Origin of the sequence: Methylomicrobium agile, assembly GCF_000733855.1 — a bacterium.
GTDB classification, from domain to species: Bacteria; Pseudomonadota; Gammaproteobacteria; order Methylococcales; family Methylomonadaceae; genus Methylomicrobium; species Methylomicrobium agile.
Map to the genome: position 1 here is coordinate 2,835,522 of NZ_JPOJ01000001.1, position 23,417 is coordinate 2,858,938.

Consider the following 23,417-nt stretch of genomic DNA (forward strand, 5'->3'; position numbering starts at 1 on the left):
GTGCATTGAAGTTTTTGGCGTTGATATTGAAGAAGTGTCTTTTTCAAACGGGGGAAAGCGCAGGAGTGGTAAATTCATACGACGATATTCCGCTTTAATGAAGAAAGAGCGAAAGTGTTCTTGTTAACTTCAACTAATGAGGGCAATATCTTTTTCGAAAAAAGGGAAAAGAAATGGGTATTGGTAACTTTATAACGACCGGGACAAGACTCCTTTTGAAAACGAGAAAGGGGTCAGTTTCGGTAAAGACCAAAACCAAAACCAAACCAAAACCAAAACCAAAACCAAAACCAAAACCAAAACCAAAACCAAAACCAAAACCAAAACCAAAACCATACCCCCTTTGAAAAAGGGGGGCCAGGGGGGATTTCCAATGCTGACTTACAACCTGAACCTTAAATTCAAAGCCCGCAGCTTGCGCAGCAACATGACCGATGCCGAGAAAATACTGTGGTCGCGCGTACGGCGCAAACAAATTTCGGGCGTGCAGTTTTATCGGCAGAAGCCGATAGGCGGTTACATTGTGGATTTTTACGCTCCCCAAGCGAAATTGGTGATCGAGTTGGACGGCGGGCAGCATTTTGAACCGGAGCAACAGTATTATGATCAGCAGCGGACGCTGTATCTGCAGAACCAGGGATTGGCGGTGCTGCGGTTTACGAACGTTGAGGTGCTAAAAAATATTGAAGGGGTGATGGAGGTTGTTTTTCGGGAAGTTCTGAAGGGGGTAGGGCATTTTTAAATCCCCCCAGGCTCCTCTTTTTAAGGGGCAGGGGGGATTTTATCAGGCGGCTTTCACTGCGTAACAACCTTTAACCGTCTTCCCCGGCCGACGCCGCGGCCAGCGTCTTGCGCAGGTCGGCTTCGCACTGCTCCAACTGCGCGACCGCTTCGCGGCGCATTTTTTTGCCCTGGTCCGCGATCTGCAGGCTTTCCTCGATCGTCGCGATCAGCGCCTGATTGGCTTTCCTGACCGTTTCGATATCGAACACGCCGCGTTCCAGCTGCCTGCGGGTTTCGGCGTTCGCCTGCTTCAGGCTTTCGGCGTTCGCGGCCAGCAGTTCGTTGGTCAGGTCGGCCGCGGCCTTGACCGTTTCGGCCGCCTCGGCGGAACGGTAGAGGGTCACCGCGGTCGCCAGTTGCTGGCGCCAGAGCGGCACCGTATTCACGATCGTCGAATTGATCTTGTTGACCAGGCCCTTGTCGTTTTCCTGCACCAGGCGGATGCCGGGCAGACTTTGCATCGCGACCTGCCGGGTCAGGCGCAGGTCGTGCACGCGCCGCTCCAGATCGTCGCGGGCCGCGCGCAGGTCGCGCAGGGCTTGGGCGGCGATCACCTGTTCGCTGCTTTCGGCTTTTTTGGCCTGTTCCGGAATCACGCCCTCGTCCAGCTGGCGCAGTTTTTCTTCGCCGGCGGCAATGTAATCCTCCAGCGTGTTAAAGTAGTCCAGATTGGCCCGATAGAGTTTGTCCAGCGAAACGATGTCGGTCAGCAAGGCGGTTTTGTGCCGCTCCAGCCGGTCGGTGATCCTGTCGATCTGCTTGCGCACTTCTTCGTATTGCTGCAGGAATTTGACGACCGGTTTGGCCCGGCCCAGCAGCTTGTCGAAAATTCCCTGTTTCTTGTTCGGGTCCAGATTGTCGACCTCGAAGCCGCGCAGCGCCGCGACCATTTCGTTCAGGTCTTCGCCGGCCGGCCCGGTGTCCTTGTTCCTGACGCCGTCCAGCATCCGGTCGGAAATCGTCGTCAACTGTTCCTGCGCCTTGCTGCCGAAGAAAAGGATCGAATTCGTATTGCCGACCTCGATTTCGTTCAACAACTGCCTGACGCGCTGCCGCTTCTCCGGCGGCGCCTTTGCAAGCGGCGCCGGTTCGGCCGTCACGCCGGGCACGATTTCGTCGAACGCGGCGCTTCCGGAGGTGCCGCTTGTTGATTCGTTTGCCGCGGAAGCCTGGGGGTTATTCATAAGCCATACTCCGAAAATGAGGTCATTAGCGGATCCCTTCCCGTTTCATCTGCGTATTCAAGACTTCGATTTTGACGTCCAAATCGAACGCGTCTTCTTCCATCAGTTTTTGATGCTGCTCCTGAAAGGTCGATTCGATGGTTTCCAGCACGTTGCGGAAATTCTGTTCCAGTGCTTCGGATGAGGTCTGCCGGTGGGTTTCCGCATAACCTTCGCTCACTTGGCGGGCGCCTTCGAGGTAGACGTTCAGAAATTTCCGCGCCCTTCGGAAATTGCGCGGGTCGGCCGCGATATCCGCCAGAATATCATCGGCGATATCGCAGATCCGTTCGATCCGCCGGTTCAATTCGGCATTGCGTATCCGGGCGTTGGCCTGCTCGATACCGCGGATGACGCGCGACGAGTCTTCGAGTGCCTGCCGGATTTCATCCCCGGAATAGCCGTAGGCCGCCGTGATTTTCCGCTTTTCCACGCGCGGGTCGAAGCCGTAACGCAAATACATGCCCAGAAACGCGCCGCTGGCGAACAGCATCCCCGCCGGCAGCGAATGTCCCGCGCCCAACCAGGCGACCATGCCGGTCGCCAGCGCCGCAATCGCTGCGGCGATCGTTTTCAACGGCGGATTGGGCGGGCCGGCGATACGGCTTTTATGGTAAACATATTCCGCCTGCAGTCCTTGGCGCAAACACACGGCAGCCAGCATATACAACGCGAAACCGGCCGCATCGATTAAAACATTCAGCACATGGCCTTTTGCCAACGCGATAAACGTCGCCGGAATCAATGCCATCGGCAGAAAATAGAGCAGCAAGCCGCGCGGAGAATAACGCTGCAGCAGATCCTCGATAAAGCGCCGGGTTTTGCCGGAGGGATTCATCATTTTGCCTGTTGGCCGCGAGAAGGATAATCTTTGAATGCGGCAATCGGAACGGACGGCTCAGCCCTCACCATCGCTTGGCAGGTCGCAAGACCGATCGTTGCCACCAAAATGATAAAGCCGAGCAGGTTGCGTAGTAATCCGGGCATTGTTTTATAACTCCGGTCAGCGGTGAGTGGGTCTCCGGTATTTGCAACGGCCTAACAAGTGAAAAGCACCGTAGCGACCACTGTATGACCAAGCGCTGTGCTCTGAGTTTCGATTTCTGCCGGAAAATCGGTTTTAAATTTTGAGCGCGTTTTCATAGGGGGTGTGGGAATTCATTCGCTTTCAAAGCGCGGAAACGGGCGAATCATTCGCCCTTGCTCCACAGGCCGGACAGCCGAACGAAAACGCTCTAACGCCGGTTCCGGATATTCAAGTCCGGAGCGCACGCCAGCCTGATGCGGGGCGGGCTATCCCGTCCGTGCTGGGGCGCCTTCGCGGGTCCGGCACGTCCGGAAAGGCATCAGGCCATCTGGTGGATGCGCTTCGCTTATCCACCGGCCATTAACTAAAGGAAACTCTGAATAAGTCCTACGCCTGGGATAAAATATCCGCAGCTTGCCATTTTCGATAGGTGCCCGCCATGAAGCAACTCGGACTCAGTGCCCCACTGTTTGTGAAGAAACCGAAACAGACTCGGCGGCAGCAATTTCTCCAAGAGATGGAGCAGGTAGTGCCTTGGAGTTTGTGGACGAGCCGGATAGCGCCGCACTACCCGACAGCGGGCCGAGGCCGCCGCCCCTTTCCCTTGGCGACGATGTTGCGCATTCACCTGATGCAGCAGTGGTTCGGCTATTCCGATCCGGCGATGGAGGAAGTATTGCACGACATGCCGCTGCTGCGCGAGTTTGCCGGGCTCGATGCGGGCGAGGACGCCCTGCCGGATGAAACCACGATCCTCAAGTTCCGGCATCTGCTGGAACGCCATCAGTTGGCACAAACCCTATTTGATGAAACGGCGGCGCTGTTGGCCGAAAAAGGCCTGTTGCTACGGCAAGGCACGATCGTCGATGCGACATTAATCGCTGCCCCGCCGTCCACCAAGAACCGGGCGCGCAAACGGGATGCCGAGATGAGTTCGACCAAGAAAGGGAACAATTACCACTTTGGGATGAAGGCGCACATTGGGGTCGATGCCGAGTCGGGGTTAGTGCATACTGTGGAGATGACCACCGCCAAGGTGGCGGATGGGGTCATGACGGAGGCGTTGCTGCACGGCGAGGAACGGGTCGTGCTGGGCGATCGGGCCTATACCCGCAAGGACCGGAATCTGGCGGCGGATCGCCTGGAAGGTGAGCCGGTTTGGGCCTTTCCGTTCAAGCGGGGGAAGGGTGAGGAGTTGCCGGTAGAGCAAGCCCTTCACAACCACATGCTGGCGCCGTTACGCGCCATGGTCGAACATCCGTTCCGGATCGTCAAGCGCCAGTTCGGCTATACCAAAGTGCGTTACCGGGGGCTGTTCAAGAATGCCCAACAACTCTACTTGCTGTTTGCCCTGGGCAATCTTTATCACGTTCGGCAGGCGCTGCAGCCGACCTAGGGAGACCTTTGTCCTTCGCCCTGGAAAACCGAGAACACTGAGTGAAATCACCCCGATAGCGGGCGCTGCCGGGAAGGATTTGCCCATTTTCGGCGAGGTGCCACGGATGTCGCACGGTGTCGCTTATAAAAACCACTTATTCAGAGCTTCCTAAACGGCAGACGGGGCCGCAAACCCCGTCCGCTCAGACCGCCGTCCGGTCAATACCCCTTGCCGTAGACAGACATGGACGCATTCTGTTCCGTTGCCGAACCTTTCCATTTATAAGGCAATTTCTTCAGCTCTTTATTAGAGGCGCTGGTTTCCATCAGGCCGGTCGAAGCGCCCGTCTGATCCCGGAAAGCCACTTGCCCTTCCGTTCCGAGCAGTGCAATCCAGTACGGACGGCCCGCGGTTACCGACACGGCGGAAACCGGTATCGCGTTCCAGGCGCCGGCCGTGAGGTGGCTCAATTTGCCCTGGGCCATACGGGTCCCGGGATGCCTCGACCGATCCCTATAGATTGCGGCGCTCAACCTCGTTGCGGTCGAACCGGCGTCGAGATACACCCAGATTTGCGTGAGGATGCCGGATTCGGCGGGTACGGTCCGGAACGCTTTGGCGGTGCCCTGCGAACGGTAATCGACCCAAGGTTGCAGGGTATTGTCTCCCATCACAAATTGCGGAGGATTCGAAGTATCGACCGCAGTATCCCGGTTGGCGACGACTTCGTTCGGCGTCAGGGCCCGGTTATAAATACGCACCTCGTCGATGTAGCCGTGGAAATATTCATTGCCCAGGCTGTTGCCGCCGATCCGGAGCTTTCCTTTGGATTGCCGGATCATCGCGGTCTGCGGGCTCTGGGCAACTTCGACGCCGTTCACGTACAAGCGCTGATTAGCGCCGTCATAGGTCGCGACGAGATGGCTCCATGTGTCTGCTGGCAGGCGGTTGGCGCCGGCGACCCTATGGTAATCGCCGTCGTTGAGATAAGAGGCAGGCAGATCGTCCTCCTCTTCGGCGTAAAGGGCATAGGCTTCACCCCTGGGCGCCTGCTTCAATATGACCGCGTTGTTGCCCTTGGACTGCGACAACGGATACACCCAGGCTTCCAGCGTCAGGCCGTTTGACATATCCAGAGAGGCGTCATGTTTGACGGTGACCCAGTCATTGACGCCATCGAACATCAACGCTTTTCCATGGCGGCCGTCGTCAGTTCGGACGGCACCCTTGATCGTGCCATGGTTGCCGTTGCCCGAAGCGTCCACTACGGTCTTGCCGCTGTCTTCCTCGAAACCAAAAGCGGCCATGAGTCCATCGCCTTCGGCATCGGCGAGAGGCCCGGCGGTCGCTCCGCCAGATGCTCCGCCTTGAGTTCCGCCCGAAGTTTCTCCATCGGATTTTGCATCCGGAGCGGGCGCATCCCCAGGATCCGGCCCGGCTGGCAGTGCCTGAGGAGCGGGCGTTGCAAGCGTGAGTTCATTGGAATAAGCACTTTCGGTGGTTCCGGCCGAATCATAGGCCTTTACCGCAAAAAAATAGCGCGTTCCTGCGTTCAGCCCCGAAACCGAGAGCGAGGTCTTGTTGCCGGCATCGACCGTCGAAGTATAGTTGCCGCTGCCGGTCCCGTAAGCAACCTTATAACCTTCCACAGCGGGAGATTCGCTGGGATCCCAGGCAAGGTTGACGGTGGCGGCGAATAAATTGCCGCTGAATGAAAGCGGTGCGAGTATCCGTAAGAAATGGCGCATAAAAAGTCCGCGCGCGGAAAGTACCGTTATAAAAGAAGTATTCATTGTTATAACTAAGGGTGAATGCCCGGCTTATCGTATAAGCCGGGCGTAGATTGATGAATTTTTAGCCAAAGGCGGGCCCAGGGCCTTAAAAAGGCCGCGATAAAACCGCCACGGATAAAATCAATAGGTTATAGGCGAGGTCAAACTTTCGGTTTGATTATCTTGAATATTCGAGTAAAACATTCTCCTCCTAATTGAAAATTAGGTTCGAAGAGTTCCTTTCGGGGTAAACGCGGCCGTTCAATCCGCAGCCCCTCAGGGTCTCGGGAAAATAGCCAATCAGGCTGGAAATCTTGGATTACCGCCTTTAGGATCTGGCCGATATTAACTTCCTAGTAGGGGTGGTAGACCTGCCAGGTCTTGGGCCGGCAAGTGATTTGAAGCCAAATCCCTAGGGGCAGTCTTGCCGTTTTTCAGGCGAATCTGCCTTGCGGAAATTTTGAATTTAGCCGCGGCGACTTCCAATCCGGCGATTCAGCGATCCTTATAAATAGGAAGAGTTTTTAGATCTTTATAAGATGGGTATATGGTTTAATTTTCTGTAATCTATATGGTTTTCCATACAGCACAAGGCACCGGCTGCCGGCTTCAAAAGGCTGGGTTGCAAATATTCTCCTGCATTACAACCTGATGCAGAAGATCATAATCTACAATTCTTAACACACGCTTATCTACTATAGATATTTTTCATAAAATAGTAGATTATCTCCCGATAAATAACATCGGCCTGCATATCTACTTTTTTATTACGTTCGGGGATGATCCAATACCACATTCCCTTGTTATTCCAGAAAACTCATAGTAATAACGGGCGTTACGCAGTCCGGCCTAAACTTGTATGCTAAGAAGATGAAAAAACAGAATTAAAGCTATACACGGCTTATCTGATCAGTACGTTTGGAGCGGCAACGGCCACCGGGATGTCGGCCATGCTGGATGGCGAAGTGAGCCATGATCGAGTGGCGCGCTTTTTAGCGGAGCGGGAAAACGGGGTATTGATTTTCGGCGCCACAATCCAAGGGAAAGCCTGGACGGACGGAAACGAAGTGATGTGTTGGCATTATGATCCTTGCCAAGGGTATCCGGTACGGGGAATCAACCTACTCAATGCGTTGTATCACAGCGGCGGCGTATCGATTCCGGCCGCCTTCGAACGGGTTCGCAAGCCCTATCGGTTTTGGGACATTCAGACGCGGCGGGAGAAACGGACCAGCGAAATATTCCGGCAAGGCCGGCGTGCGGTTGGCGCAAGAGGGATTCGTCGAGCATGGATTGCATTCCTCGGGCTTGAAAATTTCCCAGGCATAGAATGCCATTGTGACGGCTTGATGAATTCGGGGCGTTTACGAGCCGGCCGTTCCGGCAACCGTCGCCTCTCCGTCTTCCGCGGCGGCCCGTTTCCGCCTTCGGGCGCACGGAAGCGTCGGACCGATTACGGGAAGACGGAAAAGCGGAGCCGCAAACTAACGGTTTTCTTCGCGAATGCTTGCCTGTAAAATCCCGTTTTTTTGTCTTCAAGGGAGCAGCAGCCCGATGGGTAGAGCTTATCAAAACCGTAAAGTGTCCATGGCCAAAACCGCCGGGGCCAAGACGAAGCTGTACAGCAAGTACGGCCGCGAAATTTATGTGCGCGCCAAGTCCGGGGGCGGCGACCCTGCCGGAAACCTAGCATTGCGGGGATTGATCGAACGGGCCAAGAAAGACCAGGTGCCTGCCCACGTGATCGAAAAAGCGATCGACAAGGCGAGAGGCGGCGCCGGAGAGGATTTCGCCCCCGCGCGCTACGAAGGCTTTGGCCCCGGCGGCTGCATGGTGATCGTCGACTGCCTGACCGACAACCCCAACCGAACCTTCGGCGACGTGCGCCAGTGCTTCACCAAAACGAAATGCAAGATCGGCACGCCCGGCACGGTCAGCCACATGTTCGACCATGTCGCGATTCTGGCGCTCAAGCACGACGACGAGGATGCGGTGCTCGACGCCTTGCTGTCCGCCGATGTGGATGTGGCCGACATCGAAAACGAGGACGGCAAACTGACCGTCTTCACCCCGCAGGGCGATTACTTCAAGGCCAAGCAAGCCTTGATCGATTTACTGGGCGAGATCGATTTCGAGGTCGACGAAATTCAGTTCGTGCCGAAAGGCGGCACGCCGATCGGCGGCGAGGATGTCGCGACGTTCGAAAAGTTTCTGGATTTGCTGAACGATCTGGATGACGTGCAGAACGTTTATCACGATGCCGAGTATTGATGCTCGGCCTGTCGCGCTTGCCCCTCGTAAGGCAGGGCGGTTGTAAGAAACAGCGAGGTTCCGGCCAGGGTGGCCGGAATCCTGAGCACGCCGATGTGTTCGAACTCTAGGCGTGGGATTGCCTTTATCCGAACCCGATTTCATCGGTTTAATCAGGCCGGCCGCCGGCCCGTGCCGACCGCGAAGCGCTTCCTTTCCGCCGGACTTTTTCCCAGCGCCTTGGCCAGCCAGGGCGGCGCGGCGTCGAACACGTTCCGGAACTCCTTCAGCCGGGTAGGTCGGACGCGCTTTTTGTGCCCGACATTGCCGGGGGGCAAATTGGGTGGCGGCTTCAGGTTGTCGCAATAGTGAAGTAAGGTTGCCACCTAACGTCGGGCAACGATGAAGCTTTTGCCCGACCTACCCGGCTCTCCAGCGTGACGAACAGGTCGTCCAGGAGGCTTTGTAAGCTGCCCTTGAAGGCACACAGTAAAAAAAAGCCACGAGCGCCGCGAGAATGCTGGTATGAATACCGCTAAGTCGGCCTCATTGGTTTATCCTGTAATTTCAGTCTGTTAACTGATTAATTATGCCGCAATGCGCTTAACTTAACGGCATTGACCTGTGGACTACGGGTTGCTGTATAAAACGGCTTAACCATGTGTCTGGAAAAGTGTTGACACATCATTCAGACTTCGTGGTGAAATATCCAGGCCAAGGCAAACCATCATGATGGATCCCGTACAACTTTTCACGCAATTACATCGCCACCTTTATAGGCGTACGACGACGGTTTTTGTCATCCATTGCCTATATACCGTTTTGCTCGCCGCTTACCTTTGGTTGGAAACGCCGCGTTCCATTTTTCTTACATGGTTCATCATCGCCATGTTCGGCGGCATCTGGCATTGGTTTGCGGGCCGCCTGACCCTGCGCTATATCGGCAAAGATACCTTGAAAGGAGGGTCTCTTACCTCCGATATAATCGCAGCGGGGGCCGCGGGATTAGGCTTTGGATTCACGCCGTTGTTGTTCCCTTATTTATCGCTTACAACGAAATTAGCCGTCATCCTCATGCTTGGAGTGATCGCGGCAGAGGCTCTGCCGCGGCTTAGCGCACTGCTGCCAGTTTACGCCGCCTTTTTATTGGGATTGCTGGTGCCGCTCGTGTCGGTGCTGGCTTTGGCGGATCAAGAGCTTGGCCGGAACGCAATCCCGCCCATCTTGTTGATGGGGATCAGCCTGTTCTACTCCGCCCACCTGTTGCATAAGGATTTGTTGGAAAGCTTGCTGTCGCGTTTCGGCCTCGAAAACGCCGCCGAAGAAGACGAGCTTACTCATCTGGCCAACCGCCGTCGTTTCGACATCGGACTGGAGCAAGAATGGTTCCACGCCCGTCGCTCCGAGCAACCGATATCGCTGATCATGGTGGATGTCGATTTCTTTAAAAAATTTAACGATCGCTACGGCCATCAGGAGGGCGACCGCTGCCTGGCTCAAGTGGCGCGGGCTCTTTCCCGGTCGGTGAGACGAGCCACCGATCTCGTCGCCCGCTATGGCGGAGAAGAATTCGTGATAGTGCTCAGCCATACGACGCGGGATGATGCCTATGCACTGTGCGAGCTAATGCGTGGCGCCGTTGAAAAGCTGGGTATTCCGCATCTGGATTCGACTTTAGGCCGCGTCACTATCAGCATGGGCGGCGTCACGCTGTATGCGAGGGAGAATCTGAAAGCGGTCGAACTGGTAAGAACCGCCGACAAAGCTTTGTACCGCGCCAAAGCGACCGGGCGCAACAAGGTGGTCTGGTATGACCCAGTCCTCGATGAAAACGAGAAAGCGTAGTCCTCCATACGCATCATCTCAAGCATGCCCCAGTCAGTCGTCAACATGATTGACCAGGCAGTCGCGCTTCCTTTCCTTTTCCTTTTTCCCACGCTCCAGCGTGGGAACGCATGCGCAACGAGAAAATCCCGAAACCACGGCTTCGAAATGTCGGGTTACGCTACCGCTAACCCGACCCACGCACTTTCAAACCAACAACTCGGGGCGCTGGCCGTCGATATCCAGTTCAAATAATTGGACATCCAGCTTACCAACCTCGATTCCCAACAGGTGTAACAGGGGATCGAGAACCGTGGCGCTCAGCTGGGTTAGCAAAGGAGAAAGCAACTGGCCCAGCAAGTCGCCGACCAAACTGCCCAATAACGCATTCAGCAAAGGTCCCAGAAGAAGGCGATCAAGCGAGGTTAATGAGAGCGGAATAACTCTGAGTTCCAGGCTGTCGGCAAGGCCGCCGAGACCATTACCGAGACTTCCGCCGACGCTGCTTGATGCAGTCTGAAGCTGCGGCAACGGATTATCCGCATTAACCCGATACTCCAGATCGGTCTCGCCCGGAGGCTCAAGAGGTAAATCCAAACCCACTTCCACATCGGCGACGGGAATACCTAACAACTTGACTCTAATTGCCGCCGCGGAAGCGCTGGGGTTTGTGGCCTTTGCCAGGGCAATCGAGGCAATTCCGGGTCGCGCGCCGATAGTAACGGTGGAGCTGGAGTCTTCCTGATTACGGCATTGGATACTTTTTAGCCAGGCCCGGCCCTGAGCCACCTCGACCTTTAAAGCGAGATCCACTGCAACGTCCAGCGCTATCGAAGGCCCTCCCTGAACGGCAGCATTCAGTCTCACCTGCGCGGTCTTCATCTGGGTGCGCCATTCGCCATCCTCGTCCATCCCCGGCGGACCAATGGCAATCTGCGGCGGTTCAATCACTTTCAATACCGTATTTACATGCAGTCCCAGCAATGTCAGTCCTGGAGACAATGTCAACGCATTTTGACCATTGGCGACCAGAGCCGATGTGGTGATCAGATCGAGCAAATTGACGCTGGCGGAGGCGGCTTTTTCCGGGCCGTCTGTCGTTACCGCCAGAATATCGCCGAGTTTGGCCGACAAATTGGAAATATTCGCATTGATCAACGTCTGCATTGCGGCGATCGCTTCGGCGTTTGCCGCAGTGTTGGCATTCAGCGCGTCCGCATAGATTTGCAATAGCTCGCTCAAACTCAGATCGGCCTTCAGAAGCTCATCCACGGTGCCTATGCCGGTCGCGGCGTCCACCAGATCGGCAAGCTTCACCTTGGCCGCGGCAATACCTTGATAGGAAACCAGATTGAGAGCCACGGTCGAACCGAGAACCCCGCCAAGCAACGAATTCAAAATAGCTGATTTCTGGGTATCCAGCGACACCAGCCCACTGCCCGCGGAGAAACCGGCCGCTACCTGCCGTCTCGCCACGGCTCCGGCCCGTAGCGTTGCCTGCCCGCCAAGCAATCCGCCGGCAAACAGGCTTGCCGGCACCGTGTTGCCGGCGGTGACCTGCACGGACGTGGCGGTTGCGGAAGGGCTCGCGGCAAAAACCCTGACGCCGTCCGCCCCCGGTGCGGCATTCCCCAAAGCCACGGCCAAAGTCCGTACGCCGCCCACGGGATGACCATTGCGCGCGGCGCTGGCTTGCGCCGCCGCTTGCGCCGTGGACAGCTCGCCGTCGCCGCAACTGCCAGCTTGGGACGAGGCATCCAGCGCCGCCATGTCCGCCACGGATTGCAAGTGCCGCTGTTCCAGCATCAGGCGGCCGGTGTCCACGGCCACTGCCGTAAAAAGCACCGATAGAAGCAGCACCATCGCTCCGAAAATGCCTAACGCGCCGCGTTGACTGGCGGGCGATCTCATGGGCGGGCGGCGCCGCCGCTCTCCATGCTTCAAAGCATCGATTTCAACTGTCATGCCGACCTCCTCGATCATGCTGCCCGCCGTTACCGTGATGAGCCGTCGCCGCTGCCGCCGTCTTTATCGCTCTTGTAGAATTCCGGAATCGGATGTTTGAAGCTTTCGACGTAACGCTGATATATCGCATCGGCAACCGGCCCTGAAACAGTCTGGCGTGTTGTCGAGGCGGCGGCGCCGCTGCTTTGCAATTCCAGCCAGCGCCGCGTTTCCTCGCCGACGGAACGCTTCGGCGGGTCCGCCGCCGCAATATGGGCGCCGAACAGCAGGATCGGAGATAAAATCGTGGCAATCGATTTATGAAACATAACTTGCTCCTCATGGTGGGTTATTGGGTTAATTCGAGCGAGTCGGCTAGAGCATTTTCATGTCGTGTGTAGGAAGGCCCTCGCCTTCTGAAGGGTGCCCTGCCGTTAAGTCCAGCCCCGTAGGGTACGCTGTGCGTACCCTCAATGTCGAAAGGTACGCACAGCGTACCCTACGGGTGCAATCGTCCGGCAATCCCTGAATGACGCGTTTTCCTTGCGAAGGCCATATGCCCAAAGCAAAAATGCTCTAGGGCGGCGCAGCCGTTGACTGCTTGTCTGAATTTTCCGCCGATGCCTTAATCTTCTCGGCCTGCTTGCGAAGCTGCGTCACGGTTTCCGGATCGATGTTCATGTAAGAGGCAAAAGCTTGCATTTCCTGCTCTTTTCCCATGATCGCCAGGAGCAGCACCATGTTGGCCGCGGCAAGGGGATCATTGCCTTTCAGCTCCAGTGCCGTCAAAAACTCGTCGCGCGCCGGATCGAGCTGCCCGTCAAGCATTAGCGCATAACCCAGATCATTGCGCACGCGCGCGTCGGTCGGCAATTCGGCTTCGGCCTTTTGCAGGTAATATACCGCCTCGGACGCTTTATTTTCCTTGCCGGCGATCAGCCCGAGTCCGTGATGGCCTTTACCGGCCATGCAGCCGTCGAGCAGACTGCGGTACAACTCGGCGGCCTTTTCCTCCCGATTCGTCTGGCGCAATATTTCCGCGCGCAGATAAATGGATTGCGGCGAAGTCGAGCGGGTCTCCTCCAGATGGGCCAACGCCGCGTACAGCTTGCCGCTGTCCATGAGCTTCCGGATCAAGTCCAGCTTGACGTTCTGATCGGGGTCGGCACCCGTTTCGCATGCCGGATCTTTTTGGCGGCGCGTATCGGTTTCGTCCGATGCGCTATAATCCATTCGCGCCGCCAATTGGCTGCAACCCATCAAAAGGACTCCGGTCAAAACCGGCAAAATGCCATTCATCGCGAACTTAACCATAGGCATTCGCCAATCCTCGCCCAAGTGCAAGAAACCCGGGTCCCGCAAGAAAAATCAATAGGGCGGGAAACAGAAAAATCATCATCACTATCGACATTTTGCCGGATAGTTGATTGACATATTCGCGCAAAGCGGATTGCTGGCGTTCTTCCATCAACTTCGCGAATTTCATCAAGGAATCGCGGATATTGCCTCCGTATCGGGTTACCTGTTTAAGAATGGCCACGGTATCGGTCAACTCGGCCACGTCCAGGGGCTCGGCCATTTCATGCAATGCATCGACGCGGTCGTGCCCGGCATTGATTCGCTGCAACACTCCGGCGATTTCCTCGGAAAGATTCGGCATCAGCACACGCCCCTCCTCATGCAGCACGCGCAAGGCATGCTCGGTGGAAAGCCCCGCATCGAACAGCATGCGCAGTAAATAAATCGCAGTGGGCATTTCCCGGGACAAGGCGCTACGGCGCGCTTTCGCCCGGTAACGCAAAACATAGCGGGGCAAGAAAAAGCCCAGAATGAATGCGATGAAGATCAATGACAGCTTTTGCGCGCCGGCCAGGTCGCCGGCGGTAACGACATAGGTTCCCGCTCCCGCCATGGCGGTCAGCGGGGTCAACCACGAAATCGCCATAAAAACTGTCCGTTTCGGGATGGCATACCATCCTGCCTGTTTCAACAGCCGTGTCGTCTCTTTCTGGTCCGAGCCCGGCAGTACTTTTCCCACATCGCCGCTGCTCATGCGCTCGATGGCCGAAAGCATCCACCTTTCATCGACGCCATCGGAAGCCACGCCTGTTTGAAGCAGATCGCCAAACCGCCGCTGCGATGCATAGGCCGTATCGTCCGAACGAAACGAAGACCACAGCAGCAGGCCGCCCGCCAAGGCAAGAAGCAACGCCATCGCCAAATACAACCACACCGTCATCGCGATATCTCCTAAATGCTTTTGATCATGCGCCAGAGCGTGAAAGCCCCGACGATTTGCAAGGCCACGGCGACTATCAGCATGACCTGTCCCGAGGGATCGTACCACATGGTCTCCAGATAGCCGGGATTCATGGCCATGATATAAACCGCCATGCACGGGGGCAGCAATCCCAATACCCAGGCCGTGACCCGGGTTTCGCCGGTCATTGCGCGCAATTCCCTGCGCGCCGCCTCGCGTTCATAAATCATTTTCACCACATTCTGCAACAAATCCCGGACGCTGCTGCCGTAGATGCGGTTTATCCGAATCGCCAGCGCCAGCAGGTATAACTCGTTGATCCGATAAAGATCGGCGGTCTCCTGAATCGTGACTCCGAGATCGGCGCCCAATTCGTTGGCGCGCAGCACCCGCTCGATGACTTCCTTGAGCGGAGCCGGAGTTTCCTCGGCGGCCAGCGCCAAGGCGCCCTCCATGCTGCGGCCGGTGCCGAGGCCACGCAATACCTGGTCGAGAAACAAAGGGAGTTGGGCGATCATCAAGACTATGCGGCCTTTGGTCTTATGCAAAAGCCACAGATAGACGACAAGAACGCCGATAACCGGTATCATCAGCGCGAATGCGAGGTCCCCTTTCCATAACCCTCCGAAAACGGCGAGCAGGATCAGGCACAGAAAACCCATGGACAATTGCCGGCCGCTCGCGTTGATGCCCGCCCGCGAGAACAGGCGCTCGATCAGGGTCAATTTATGCGGCTTCCGGTGCAATGGCGTTTGAATCTTGAAGCCGGACGATTCAACCAGGCGCCGCTCCACTTTTTCGATGAACGCTTCCCGCTGGCTTTGCAGGTAAACAAACAACGCCACCGCCAACAGCGCGACAGCCATCGCATAGATTAAAATGACCCGGCTAACCAAATGCGCCCCCTCCCTCTCCCATCGATGACGAACCGCCGTCGGTTTCGAATTTAGGGCCGGACGGGCGCGTCTTGGTGGAAACAAAGCATTTATGGATTTTGTCGTAGCCGAATAATTCGTTCAGCATGAACTGGCCATCCCGAAGCCCGACCACCTCGACAACGGAAACAATGCGGCGGGTGCCGTCGGAAAACCGGGTGATTTGAACAATGATATCGATGGCGCTGCCGATCATTTGCCGGAGAACCTCCACTCCGCCCTGAAAGTTTGCCAGTGCCGACAGCATCTCCATCCGGACCAGGGCATCGCGGGCGCTGTTGGCATGCACCGTGCTCATCGAGCCGTCGTGCCCGGTATTCATCGCCTGCAATACATCCAGGATCTCTTCGCCGCGAACCTCGCCCAGAATGATGCGGTCCGGCCGCATCCGCAACGCATTGCGCACCAGATCGCGCGCCCTGACTTCTCCGTTTCCTTCCACATTGGGCGGGCGTGTTTCAAGGCGCACCACATGGTTATGGCCCAACTGGAGTTCGGCCGCGTCCTCTATGGTCACGACCCGTTCCCGCTTATCGATGAAACGGCTCAGAATATTCAGCAGGGTGGTTTTGCCCGACCCGGTTCCCCCGCTGATCAGAATATTGCAACGATTCAGCACGGCTTTTCTAAAAAACTCCAGCATGGCCTCGTTGGCGGAGCCGTAAACCAGCAGGTCCGATTCCCGCAACGGGTCCTTGCGGAACTTGCGCACCGATAGGCAGGGGCCGTCGATGGCCAGCGGCGGAATGATGGCGTTGACCCGGCTGCCGTCGGGCAGGCGCGCGTCCACCATGGGGCTGGATTCATCCAGCCGGCGGCCGAGAGGCGCGATAATCCGGCGAATCACGCGCAATACATGATCGTCATCGATGAACCTCAGATCGGTCTGCTGCACTTTCCCGTTGCGTTCCAGAAATATATGCCTGGCCCCGTTCACCATGATGTCGCTGACCAGGTCATCGGCCAGCAGGGACTGAAGCGGACCGTATCCCGTCAGTTCGTTAACCATCTCCTCGACCAGTTCGTTGAGGTCGAAGCTGGTTACCGCGAGTTGCCGCTGGCCGACGTAGCGCGATACATGGTCATGGACGTAGCGTTGAATTTGTTCCGGCGTCCAATCGTTCAGAGGAATGTTGTCCTCATCGATACGATCGATCAGATAGCGGTGCAGCAGATACTTGAGGTCCTGGTAGCTCTCTGTATGCTTGAGGCTATAGTCGTACTGAGTAAATTTCAGCTCCATTACATCAGCCCTTTTTTGCCGCCAAACCAGGAGCCGATAGTCTCGAGCAGGCTTTTGCTCGTGCCGGAGTCCTGCTCGCCCGAGGCTTCGCCGTCCATGATTCTTTTGGCCAGTTTCCGGACCGCCAGCGTATAAGGGGCGCGAGGAGCGCATTGAAACAGGCTTTCCCCTGAATTCATCATGTTTAAGCGGGCCATGCCGGAAGGCGGCAGTGTCGCCAGAAGCTCCAGGCCGAAACCATGCGAAAGACTTTCGGCGTTGGGAGGAAACTGCGGAAGATAACGATCGATGACCAACCCTACATTCTTCATCGCAATGTTATGTTCGATCATTTTGCGCACGAACTGCATGTTTTGCTTGCAACTGGGAACGGTCTGTTCGACAACTACCAGGGCATTGTCGGAATTGTTCAGTAACAGATACAGGAAATCCGATTGCGGAACGCCGCCCAAATTAATGACGATCCGTGAAAAATAACGCCGCAACATGCCCAGAAGCACATAGATGTCGGCGGAAGTAATCTCGCTCATCGCTCCCTGTTCTTCCGGCAGCGACAACAGGCTGAGCCCGCTTTCGTGCTTGGCGAAGGCGCTGTCTATGAGCATGGAGTCCAGGCGGCGCAAGCTTCTCACGGCGTCGATGAAGCTGTAAGGGGAATTGAGGCCGAGATACATCAAGGTGTCGCCGACAGGATTGCCCAGGTCGAGCAGCAGCGTATTGCGCTCCTTCCGATCGCCCTGCATCGCCAGCGCGAGATGGAGCGCCAGCATGGGGGCATCGGAACCGGGCCGGGCGCTGACCAGCGTTAGGATTTGACCGACAGACGCCGGGGCCGTATTGGGTGCCGGGGCGCGATTCTGCATGCGCTGAACCAGATTGATGACTTCATTGTGCCGGCTGCCGGCGGTAACGAAATCGCGGGCGCCGGCCCGCATCGCCAAAAGCAGCATCTCATTGTCGATCTGGTCGGCCATGGCGATCACGGACAGCAGCGGCTTGACGGCGACCAGGCCTTCTATCAGGGCCGTATCCTGACGTAGCGTCTGCGGCGTCAATGCCACGAACACCAACTGGGCGCCGGTCAAGTCGAGTATCTGGCGCACGCGCTCGAGCGACGGCAAATCAGCGACAACCACTTCCCCCGTATCTTTGAATACTCCCTTCAGCCAGCGTATATGCTCTTGATTGCCCGTGACCGCAATAAAACTGTGTTTGCGCGCAGTGCTCATGCTGTTATTTCGAAAACCCCGATTGGACAGGGGAAGTGGTCCGAAAATCGCCTTTTTCCTTAAAAAAGGTATGGAAGAAGTTCGGGTCGTACTGCCGGAAACGCTCGCCCGGCATCGGCGGCAATGGCGCGTCCTTGGCCAGGGGCTGAACCAGATGCGGCGTCACCACCATGATCAGCTCCCTGTCCCCGCGGTCGAAATGCGTGGACCGGAAGAAGGCGCCGAGAATCGGAATGTCGCCGAGCCACGGAAACTTATCGACGCTGGCCAGCGTGTTCTGGCTCACCAGACCGCTGATCACGAAACTCTCGCCGTCGCCCAGGGCGATGCTGGTATCGGTGCGGCGGACGCGCAAGGCCGGCACGGTGGTGCTGCTGATCTCAATGCCGGCGTTGTAATCCAGTTCGCTGACTTCGGGAGCGACTTTCAGGGCGATCCGGCGCTGGTCCAGCACGGTCGGCGTCAGCGACACGCGCACGCCGAACTCCTTGAACCTGATGGTAATGGCGCCAGTTGACGCGCCGCCTTGCGGCACGGGAATCGGAAACTCGCCGCCGGCCAGGAAATTGGCGCTTTGCCCGCTCAAGGCGACCAGGGAGGGTTCCGCCAGCGTATAGGCGAAACCGTTGTTCTCAAGTACGGAGATCACGCCGAGTATGCCTTCGCTGGCGTTGCCGTAGATGAAATTGAAAGCCTGGGCGTGCGGGAAGAAGCCGCTGCTGAGCAACGAAAAGGCGCCTTGCCCCGCGGACTCGATACCCGTCAGATTATTAGGCGTAGAAAGCGCCATTGTCGTGTTGGCGGTGTTTTTGCCGAGGAATAGCCCGGCGTTCTGCAATCGTGACCGGCTGATCTCGACAATTTTGATGTCGATCTGCACCTGCGAGTCGAATCCCAGTTGGCTGGTATCCACCACGGTGGATTTGTTTTGCTCGTCCATGGCTTGGCGGGCCTGGTCATGGACTTCCAGCGAAGCGCTCTGGCCTGAAAGTTCGAGTTTGTCGCCGGCCTCCGAAACCTGTAAAGCGGCCTTGCCAAGGCTTTCGACAGCGTGCCGTTTCAGGTCTTTCGAAGCCGTGACCAGCAGTTCGGCGTAAAAATCGGGCTCGCCGATGCCGGAACCCTGCCATAGCATCAGGCTGGTGGAACCGGGCTTTTTGGGCGTGATCAATAGCTGCCGCGCGTCGATCACCGAGACATCGGCGATTTCAGGATCGCCGAGGGCGACGCGTTTGATGCTATTGCCATAACGGTAGCTGAATTGTTTGCCCATCTCGATGCTGATGGTATCGTCATATCTTCCATGCGCGGAAAAGGCGACTGCAAGCAGAGTCCAGAGAATAAGCGCTTTGAAATAATTCATGTTGCTGATCGCCAAGCTGATCGTTGTCATTGTAAGTTGACGGCGCATGTTAATGCCCCAGTGTCAGAATTTCCGTCGATCCCCCGCGGTGCACGAAGACCTGGGCTCCCTTCGCGGCTCTGCCGCTTCCGGCCTCTGCTTCATGCGTGCCCGCCCTTTTGGCGATCAACTCTCTTAACACAGTATAATGCTTATCCTTTTTGTTTTTTCCTTTCGCTGAAGGAAAAAGAGCCGCCGGCTCAAGACCTGCCTCGGCCGTTCTCATGACGTTTTCCACGGGCTCGGCGCCATGAAGGGCGAGTCTGATTCTGCCGCTGGACTCCGCCAGCAGGAGTGTCGGGGCATCGGCTTCGGCAATGGCTAGCACGGCGGTTTTACTTTTTTTTCCGTCAGGCTCTTCTTTTTTGAGTTTATCCGCTTTTTCGCCGGTTTTGGCTTTTTCCAGCAGGCCCGATGGCCCTTCGCCGGCGGCGGCCTGTTCATTTGGCGTATCCAGCCTATTGCCGAAGGCCAGTACCCGCACTTGCGACAAAACCACCTGGGCCGAACTGTCCTGGCCTATTTCCTGATCGGCGTGCAGATAGAGCAGCACATCCACCTGATCGCCAGGCTCGATGAAGCCTCCGGTGCCGATGACCTCGTCGACTTTAACCGCGACTGCCCGCTCGCCGGGATAAAGGCTTAACGCCAATTGGCTATGGGATGGAAAATGACTGGACAGCACCATTTCCCCCTTGGCAATGTCCGTTCCGGCTTTGCGGCCGATGAGAGAATCGCCGGTGGCGTAGGACCGCACCGGACGGGCGGGAACGAGCGCGGTTGTCAGATCATCCTTTGTGATGACCTGTCCTGCCTGGATATCGTGTGCGGCAAACATTGCGGACTCTCCTTCCGGCGCTATCCTCTCGACGGACGCCGGTTCCGGCTTGGGCGGCTGTCCGCTTAGCTTGTAACCGAAATAACCGATAGCGATGGCCCCTACAGCGAGTATCACCGCGAATACGCGCAAGACTGAACTGCTCATCATCCCCTTTGTCCTTGAGTAATTTATTGTAAGTATTGATGTTTCGAATATTGATACAGGGCTTTTTCGCCCAACCCGCGGCGTATCTGGAGATATAGGCTGTCTTTGACAAAACGGAACTTAGCCGGCACGATCGTTCCTAGAATTGTACGGTAGCACTTGCGGTGAGATCTTCGGGCAGTTTGGGAACATCGCCTATGCCGGGCAAACTCAATATCGGTATCAGCGGATTTGCCGTATAGTCAGGAAACTGGACGGTCACCGTCAGCATGCGGTTGTCGTGGTCGAAATCCACCCGCACCTTTTCATTCCCCTCTCCGAGCACGGCATTATGGGCGGCCGAGGGAAGCCAGCTCAATGATTCGCCCACGATGTCACGCACCCTGTTTTCCACTACGGTTTCATAACCTTCCGCGGAAGGATCAACCGCCACGGCGGCTCTCGCCCCCGCTGCCGCCGCATGGTGAAACGCCTGCATCATCATAAGCGGCATCGAATAACTGACAATGGCGTAAAACAAGGTGAAAAAGATGACGAACAGAAGCGCGGCCTCTATGGCCGCCGCCCCGCGCTGTCCGCGCCAGCCGCGCGATAAGCGGCGACGGGGGCCGGGCTGACGAGGTCTTGGCTTCATAACGCTCCGCTCTTTAAGAATAACAGACAGACTTTTGTCAATCAAAGCGGATCGGCAACACCGGTACCCCGGCAACCAGCAGGGCCAGCGCAACGATCAAGCCGATGGCGAGCCCTAGCCCGAAAGGCAACATTCTGCCTTTCGGTTCAGGTATCGCCGGCGCATCGATCCCGATGCTCGCCAGTTGCGGCGTCAACAGCGGCAGCCATCGATAAGCCAGCACCCAGATGACCGCCGTGCCGCCCACGAGAAGCCCGGCGATGGCATACGCAACCAGCATGACCTCCATGCCGCCCGTAAGCCCCATGGCGGCCAGCAATTTGGCATCCCCCGCCCCCAGCCGTTTCAACGCCCAGGCCGGCACCGTTAAAACCAGCGCCAATGCCCAGGCGGTGAAGCACGAGGTTGGAGAAGCTCCCAGCCAGCCCTGGCCGGTAGTTGCAAGCATCGCCAGCGCCCCACCGTGAGCGCCCAACGTCAGGACATTGGGCATGCGACGAACCACCAGGTCATAACCACCGCAGGCGACAGCCCAGCCTCCTATAATCCAATACTGAACGGGTACGGTCGCTAGAATATCCATTTCGTGTGATTTTTTATCTACGGGGCTAAATTGAGTCTGCTAGCCGCTTGATGCTGGGGCTGCTGTTTCCAACGCAGTTTGAATTGAAGTAAAAATACGCCCTACTGCCCCACTAATAGGCTCAATGAAAGCGACCAGGATAAGTGCGACCATCGCGGCAATTAGCGCATATTCAATACCGCTCGCGCCTTCCTCCTCTTTCATAAACGCGGACAACCATTTTTTCATTTTGCATGCTTTCATTTTACTTTCTCCTTTGACGTAAACGGTCTCATGACCGTATGGAATTTCATTTTTTAGGTAACATCGTACTTCAGTGTGTCATTGCCTAAAAAATGCGACCCACTTATTCGGGCTGAATCTTAAGAATTAAAAAAACATACTGACCGATTGAGCCTTCGTCATTGTCATTAAGTTAAGCGCATCGAGCCGGTCTCGCGTGGAGTTTAAAGCGTGCTTTGGTTGATTTGGCGATTTTTCCAAAGCCAGCTTTGGAGTCCATTTTCCTTAATTTAAATATAGCAGTGTTGAGCCCTCGTGGGGGCGATGCCCGGAATTATTAATTGTCCAACACTTACTAAGAAACACCGAACGGCTTCATTCTGCGGCATTCTCTGGATTATTGCAATTAAATGACAAGGGCTCATCACCTATCACTTTACCCCGTTCCATAAAAGGCGGGCAAAGGGATGCCGTTTTGCAGGCAGCGCTTCAGTCGGCGCAGACCGCGGATGAACCAGGAGACCAGGCTGCGGCGGAGTTTCCTGAAGCTCCAATGGTCGGGGTCATTTTGTTCCCCGGTTTTTTTTCGAGCGGCGTCGGACGCGCCAGGGCGTCGTCCTGGCCGACGCGGACGCACCAGTACATCGCCAGCGCCATGATCAGGACCAGTCGCTCCAGGCGGTCCGCGTGCCAAAGCTGTGAGCTCCCCAGGTCGAAGCCCCGGCCCTTGAAGTCGGAGAACATCGGCTCGATGGCCCAGCGCGCGGCATAGTCCAGCACCGACGCCCGCGACGGAGGGCAGTCCATCGCGATGATCCAAGGGTCTGGATGCCCGGCTTCGTGGAGGATGCCCAGGTTCGTCATGAGCCCCTGTGTGAACAGCCTCACCCCCGACAGATAACGTTCCGCCACGCCTTGTGCCAACTGACCGGTGATGGTCTCGTCGCCATGTCCGGTGTCCGCCAGCACGTTGCCTTTCAGCCGCAGCCGGTAACCCCAACCGTGGGTCTGGACCCAGCCGAACAGAGCGGCTGAGGGGTAGAACCGGTCCGCCGAGAGCAGCACCTGCGCCCCCGCAGGCAGCCAGGCCCGCACCTGCTCCAGCAGCCTTTGCTGACTCTCGAAGCCGATGTTGGCCGGCCCCGCCTCCGCCCGCCAAACTAAGGGCAGCGCCCGGTCGCCGACCCTCAGGGCCACCACCAGCAACGCCATCCGGTCGCCCAAGTCAGTCTAGTCCATAGCCAGCAGCACGGTCTGGCCGTTCCGCGCGGCCTTAGCCAGCGCCTCCCGTGTGAACGGCTCCATCACCCTCGGGGCGAGCAGCAAGGGATTCTTCAGCAAGCGCCTCAGCCATTGTTCGCGCATGTCCTGCCGCTCGGTCTCCAAAGGCAGCAGATTGGCCAGTTCCACGGTGTTCGGCGTCTGGCCTTCGATCATCGCACCCACGGCCAGCGCCAATTTCCCTACCACCGTCTTGCGCAGCCTCGGAAGTGCCCCCGCAAGCCCGTGCTCCACTTCATTCGCCAGTTTTCTTACAGTTCCCAAGCTTACCTTGAATCAAAAGTTGCAGAGGGGGATAGTTTATCTGAAACTGATAGGTGATGAGATGACAAGGGATACTGTAAACATTTAAGTACATTATGCGATATCTGCAAATTCCATATCGTACATATAGGCTATAAAAATTAAGTTTAAATTAAGAATATGGAGCCAGTATATAGAG

The 23,417-nt window shown here is 56.7% G+C and carries 22 protein-coding genes and 1 pseudogene; 5 read left to right on the top strand and 18 right to left on the bottom strand.

Annotation, left to right across the window (positions count from 1 at the left end; genetic code table 11):
* The first annotated feature begins 427 nt into the window (after positions 1-427).
* Positions 428-742, top strand: coding sequence for an endonuclease domain-containing protein (locus CC94_RS0113470; RefSeq protein ID WP_245549477.1), 315 nt, complete (start codon positions 428-430; stop codon positions 740-742).
* 70 nt (positions 743-812) lie between these two features.
* Here CC94_RS0113470 and CC94_RS0113475 read toward each other — a convergent pair whose 3' ends face one another.
* Together CC94_RS0113475 and CC94_RS0113480 are read right to left on the bottom strand one after the other, a co-directional pair.
* On the bottom strand, positions 813-1,967 hold the full coding sequence (locus CC94_RS0113475) for a toxic anion resistance protein (RefSeq protein ID WP_005370604.1): 1,155 nt from the start codon (positions 1,965-1,967) through the stop codon (positions 813-815).
* A gap of 25 nt (positions 1,968-1,992) precedes the next feature.
* The gene (locus CC94_RS0113480; RefSeq protein ID WP_005370606.1) at positions 1,993-2,844 is read right to left on the bottom strand and encodes a 5-bromo-4-chloroindolyl phosphate hydrolysis family protein; all 852 of its coding nucleotides are present in this window, start codon (positions 2,842-2,844) and stop codon (positions 1,993-1,995) included.
* Between the two features lie 628 nt (positions 2,845-3,472).
* Here CC94_RS0113480 and CC94_RS0113490 point away from each other — a divergent pair.
* Positions 3,473-4,429, top strand: a complete 957-nt coding sequence (locus CC94_RS0113490) for an IS5 family transposase (protein WP_005369238.1) — start codon at positions 3,473-3,475, stop codon at positions 4,427-4,429.
* A 200-nt stretch (positions 4,430-4,629) separates the two neighbouring features.
* Here CC94_RS0113490 and CC94_RS0113495 read toward each other — a convergent pair whose 3' ends face one another.
* Positions 4,630-6,159, bottom strand: a complete 1,530-nt coding sequence (locus tag CC94_RS0113495) for a LamG domain-containing protein (RefSeq protein WP_084675350.1) — start codon at positions 6,157-6,159, stop codon at positions 4,630-4,632.
* Positions 6,160-7,088: 929 nt separating this feature from the next.
* Here CC94_RS0113495 and CC94_RS25520 point away from each other — a divergent pair.
* Positions 7,089-7,424 (top strand): annotated as a pseudogene (locus tag CC94_RS25520) (IS701 family transposase); the annotation flags it as partial.
* A gap of 313 nt (positions 7,425-7,737) precedes the next feature.
* Positions 7,738-8,454 carry a YebC/PmpR family DNA-binding transcriptional regulator gene (locus CC94_RS0113505; RefSeq protein WP_031431252.1) on the top strand — a complete coding sequence of 239 codons (717 nt, stop codon included), beginning with the start codon at positions 7,738-7,740 and terminating at the stop codon, positions 8,452-8,454.
* A gap of 152 nt (positions 8,455-8,606) precedes the next feature.
* Here the strand turns inward: CC94_RS0113505 and CC94_RS23795 are convergent, their stop codons facing one another.
* The gene (locus CC94_RS23795; protein ID WP_157203437.1) at positions 8,607-8,819 is read right to left on the bottom strand and encodes a hypothetical protein; all 213 of its coding nucleotides are present in this window, start codon (positions 8,817-8,819) and stop codon (positions 8,607-8,609) included.
* A 343-nt stretch (positions 8,820-9,162) separates the two neighbouring features.
* On the opposite strand from CC94_RS23795, the gene CC94_RS0113515 reads away from it, so the two are divergent.
* Complete coding sequence (locus CC94_RS0113515) at positions 9,163-10,278, top strand: GGDEF domain-containing protein (protein WP_031431253.1); 1,116 nt, start codon at positions 9,163-9,165, stop codon at positions 10,276-10,278.
* A gap of 186 nt (positions 10,279-10,464) precedes the next feature.
* Here the strand turns inward: CC94_RS0113515 and CC94_RS0113520 are convergent, their stop codons facing one another.
* The 14 genes from CC94_RS0113520 to CC94_RS24770 all read right to left on the bottom strand — a co-directional run bounded on the left by CC94_RS0113520 (position 10,465) and on the right by CC94_RS24770 (position 23,239).
* A complete protein-coding gene (locus CC94_RS0113520) occupies positions 10,465-12,240 on the bottom strand; it encodes a TadG family pilus assembly protein (RefSeq protein ID WP_051911499.1) in 1,776 nt (591 codons plus the stop codon).
* An 11-nt stretch (positions 12,241-12,251) separates the two neighbouring features.
* The gene (locus tag CC94_RS0113525; protein ID WP_031431257.1) at positions 12,252-12,530 is read right to left on the bottom strand and encodes a DUF3613 domain-containing protein; all 279 of its coding nucleotides are present in this window, start codon (positions 12,528-12,530) and stop codon (positions 12,252-12,254) included.
* Between the two features lie 247 nt (positions 12,531-12,777).
* The gene (locus tag CC94_RS21595) at positions 12,778-13,521 is read right to left on the bottom strand and encodes a tetratricopeptide repeat protein (RefSeq protein ID WP_157203438.1); all 744 of its coding nucleotides are present in this window, start codon (positions 13,519-13,521) and stop codon (positions 12,778-12,780) included.
* Entirely contained in the window at positions 13,508-14,440 is a 933-nt protein-coding gene (locus tag CC94_RS0113535; protein ID WP_031431260.1) for a type II secretion system F family protein, read from the bottom strand. Before CC94_RS0113535 ends, CC94_RS21595 begins: the two co-directional genes overlap by 14 nt.
* Before the next feature lie 11 nt (positions 14,441-14,451).
* Positions 14,452-15,357, bottom strand: a complete 906-nt coding sequence (locus tag CC94_RS0113540) for a type II secretion system F family protein (protein ID WP_031431261.1) — start codon at positions 15,355-15,357, stop codon at positions 14,452-14,454.
* Positions 15,350-16,639: a TadA family conjugal transfer-associated ATPase gene (locus tag CC94_RS0113545; RefSeq protein ID WP_031431263.1), complete on the bottom strand. Its 1,290-nt coding sequence runs from the start codon at positions 16,637-16,639 to the stop codon at positions 15,350-15,352. The genes CC94_RS0113540 and CC94_RS0113545 overlap by 8 nt, the downstream gene beginning before the upstream one ends.
* Positions 16,639-17,868 (bottom strand): CpaE/TadZ family protein, encoded by a 1,230-nt coding sequence (locus CC94_RS0113550; RefSeq protein WP_031431264.1) that lies wholly within the window; start codon positions 17,866-17,868, stop codon positions 16,639-16,641. The genes CC94_RS0113545 and CC94_RS0113550 overlap by 1 nt, the downstream gene beginning before the upstream one ends.
* A 4-nt stretch (positions 17,869-17,872) precedes the next feature.
* Entirely contained in the window at positions 17,873-19,261 is a 1,389-nt protein-coding gene (locus CC94_RS0113555; RefSeq protein WP_245619751.1) for a type II and III secretion system protein family protein, read from the bottom strand.
* Positions 19,262-19,280: 19 nt separating this feature from the next.
* A complete protein-coding gene (gene cpaB / locus CC94_RS0113560) occupies positions 19,281-20,258 on the bottom strand; it encodes a Flp pilus assembly protein CpaB (protein ID WP_342666518.1) in 978 nt (325 codons plus the stop codon).
* Between the two features lie 136 nt (positions 20,259-20,394).
* Positions 20,395-20,934, bottom strand: coding sequence for a TadE/TadG family type IV pilus assembly protein (locus CC94_RS0113565; RefSeq protein ID WP_245619752.1), 540 nt, complete (start codon positions 20,932-20,934; stop codon positions 20,395-20,397).
* The gene (locus tag CC94_RS0113570) at positions 20,927-21,472 is read right to left on the bottom strand and encodes a prepilin peptidase (protein ID WP_031431270.1); all 546 of its coding nucleotides are present in this window, start codon (positions 21,470-21,472) and stop codon (positions 20,927-20,929) included. Before CC94_RS0113570 ends, CC94_RS0113565 begins: the two co-directional genes overlap by 8 nt.
* 39 nt (positions 21,473-21,511) lie before the next feature.
* Entirely contained in the window at positions 21,512-21,715 is a 204-nt protein-coding gene (locus tag CC94_RS0113575; protein WP_215731680.1) for a Flp family type IVb pilin, read from the bottom strand.
* A gap of 468 nt (positions 21,716-22,183) precedes the next feature.
* Positions 22,184-22,906 carry a transposase gene (locus tag CC94_RS21600; protein ID WP_245619754.1) on the bottom strand — a complete coding sequence of 241 codons (723 nt, stop codon included), beginning with the start codon at positions 22,904-22,906 and terminating at the stop codon, positions 22,184-22,186.
* A gap of 18 nt (positions 22,907-22,924) precedes the next feature.
* Positions 22,925-23,239, bottom strand: a complete 315-nt coding sequence (locus CC94_RS24770; protein ID WP_245619755.1) for a hypothetical protein — start codon at positions 23,237-23,239, stop codon at positions 22,925-22,927.
* Positions 23,240-23,417: the final 178 nt, after the last annotated feature.

What these genes read in the sequence shown, in the direction of transcription:
- CC94_RS21600 (WP_245619754.1), bottom strand. Translation starts at nt 22,906, where the DNA reads ATGGCGTTGCTGGTGGTGGCCCTGAGGGTCGGCGACCGGGCGCTGCCC.
- CC94_RS0113575 (WP_215731680.1), bottom strand. Translation starts at nt 21,715, where the DNA reads ATGAAAGCATGCAAAATGAAAAAATGGTTGTCCGCGTTTATGAAAGAG.
- CC94_RS0113545 (WP_031431263.1), bottom strand. Translation starts at nt 16,639, where the DNA reads ATGGAGCTGAAATTTACTCAGTACGACTATAGCCTCAAGCATACAGAG.
- CC94_RS0113470 (WP_245549477.1), top strand. Translation starts at nt 428, where the DNA reads ATGACCGATGCCGAGAAAATACTGTGGTCGCGCGTACGGCGCAAACAA.
- CC94_RS0113490 (WP_005369238.1), top strand. Translation starts at nt 3,473, where the DNA reads ATGAAGCAACTCGGACTCAGTGCCCCACTGTTTGTGAAGAAACCGAAA.
- CC94_RS21595 (WP_157203438.1), bottom strand. Translation starts at nt 13,521, where the DNA reads ATGCCTATGGTTAAGTTCGCGATGAATGGCATTTTGCCGGTTTTGACC.
- CC94_RS0113505 (WP_031431252.1), top strand. Translation starts at nt 7,738, where the DNA reads ATGGGTAGAGCTTATCAAAACCGTAAAGTGTCCATGGCCAAAACCGCC.
- CC94_RS0113525 (WP_031431257.1), bottom strand. Translation starts at nt 12,530, where the DNA reads ATGTTTCATAAATCGATTGCCACGATTTTATCTCCGATCCTGCTGTTC.
- CC94_RS0113495 (WP_084675350.1), bottom strand. Translation starts at nt 6,159, where the DNA reads ATGCGCCATTTCTTACGGATACTCGCACCGCTTTCATTCAGCGGCAAT.
- CC94_RS0113570 (WP_031431270.1), bottom strand. Translation starts at nt 21,472, where the DNA reads ATGGATATTCTAGCGACCGTACCCGTTCAGTATTGGATTATAGGAGGC.
- CC94_RS0113475 (WP_005370604.1), bottom strand. Translation starts at nt 1,967, where the DNA reads ATGAATAACCCCCAGGCTTCCGCGGCAAACGAATCAACAAGCGGCACC.
- cpaB (WP_342666518.1), bottom strand. Translation starts at nt 20,258, where the DNA reads ATGATGAGCAGTTCAGTCTTGCGCGTATTCGCGGTGATACTCGCTGTA.
- CC94_RS0113550 (WP_031431264.1), bottom strand. Translation starts at nt 17,868, where the DNA reads ATGAGCACTGCGCGCAAACACAGTTTTATTGCGGTCACGGGCAATCAA.
- CC94_RS0113555 (WP_245619751.1), bottom strand. Translation starts at nt 19,261, where the DNA reads ATGACAACGATCAGCTTGGCGATCAGCAACATGAATTATTTCAAAGCG.
- CC94_RS0113535 (WP_031431260.1), bottom strand. Translation starts at nt 14,440, where the DNA reads ATGACGGTGTGGTTGTATTTGGCGATGGCGTTGCTTCTTGCCTTGGCG.
- CC94_RS0113520 (WP_051911499.1), bottom strand. Translation starts at nt 12,240, where the DNA reads ATGATCGAGGAGGTCGGCATGACAGTTGAAATCGATGCTTTGAAGCAT.
- CC94_RS0113515 (WP_031431253.1), top strand. Translation starts at nt 9,163, where the DNA reads ATGATGGATCCCGTACAACTTTTCACGCAATTACATCGCCACCTTTAT.
- CC94_RS0113480 (WP_005370606.1), bottom strand. Translation starts at nt 2,844, where the DNA reads ATGAATCCCTCCGGCAAAACCCGGCGCTTTATCGAGGATCTGCTGCAG.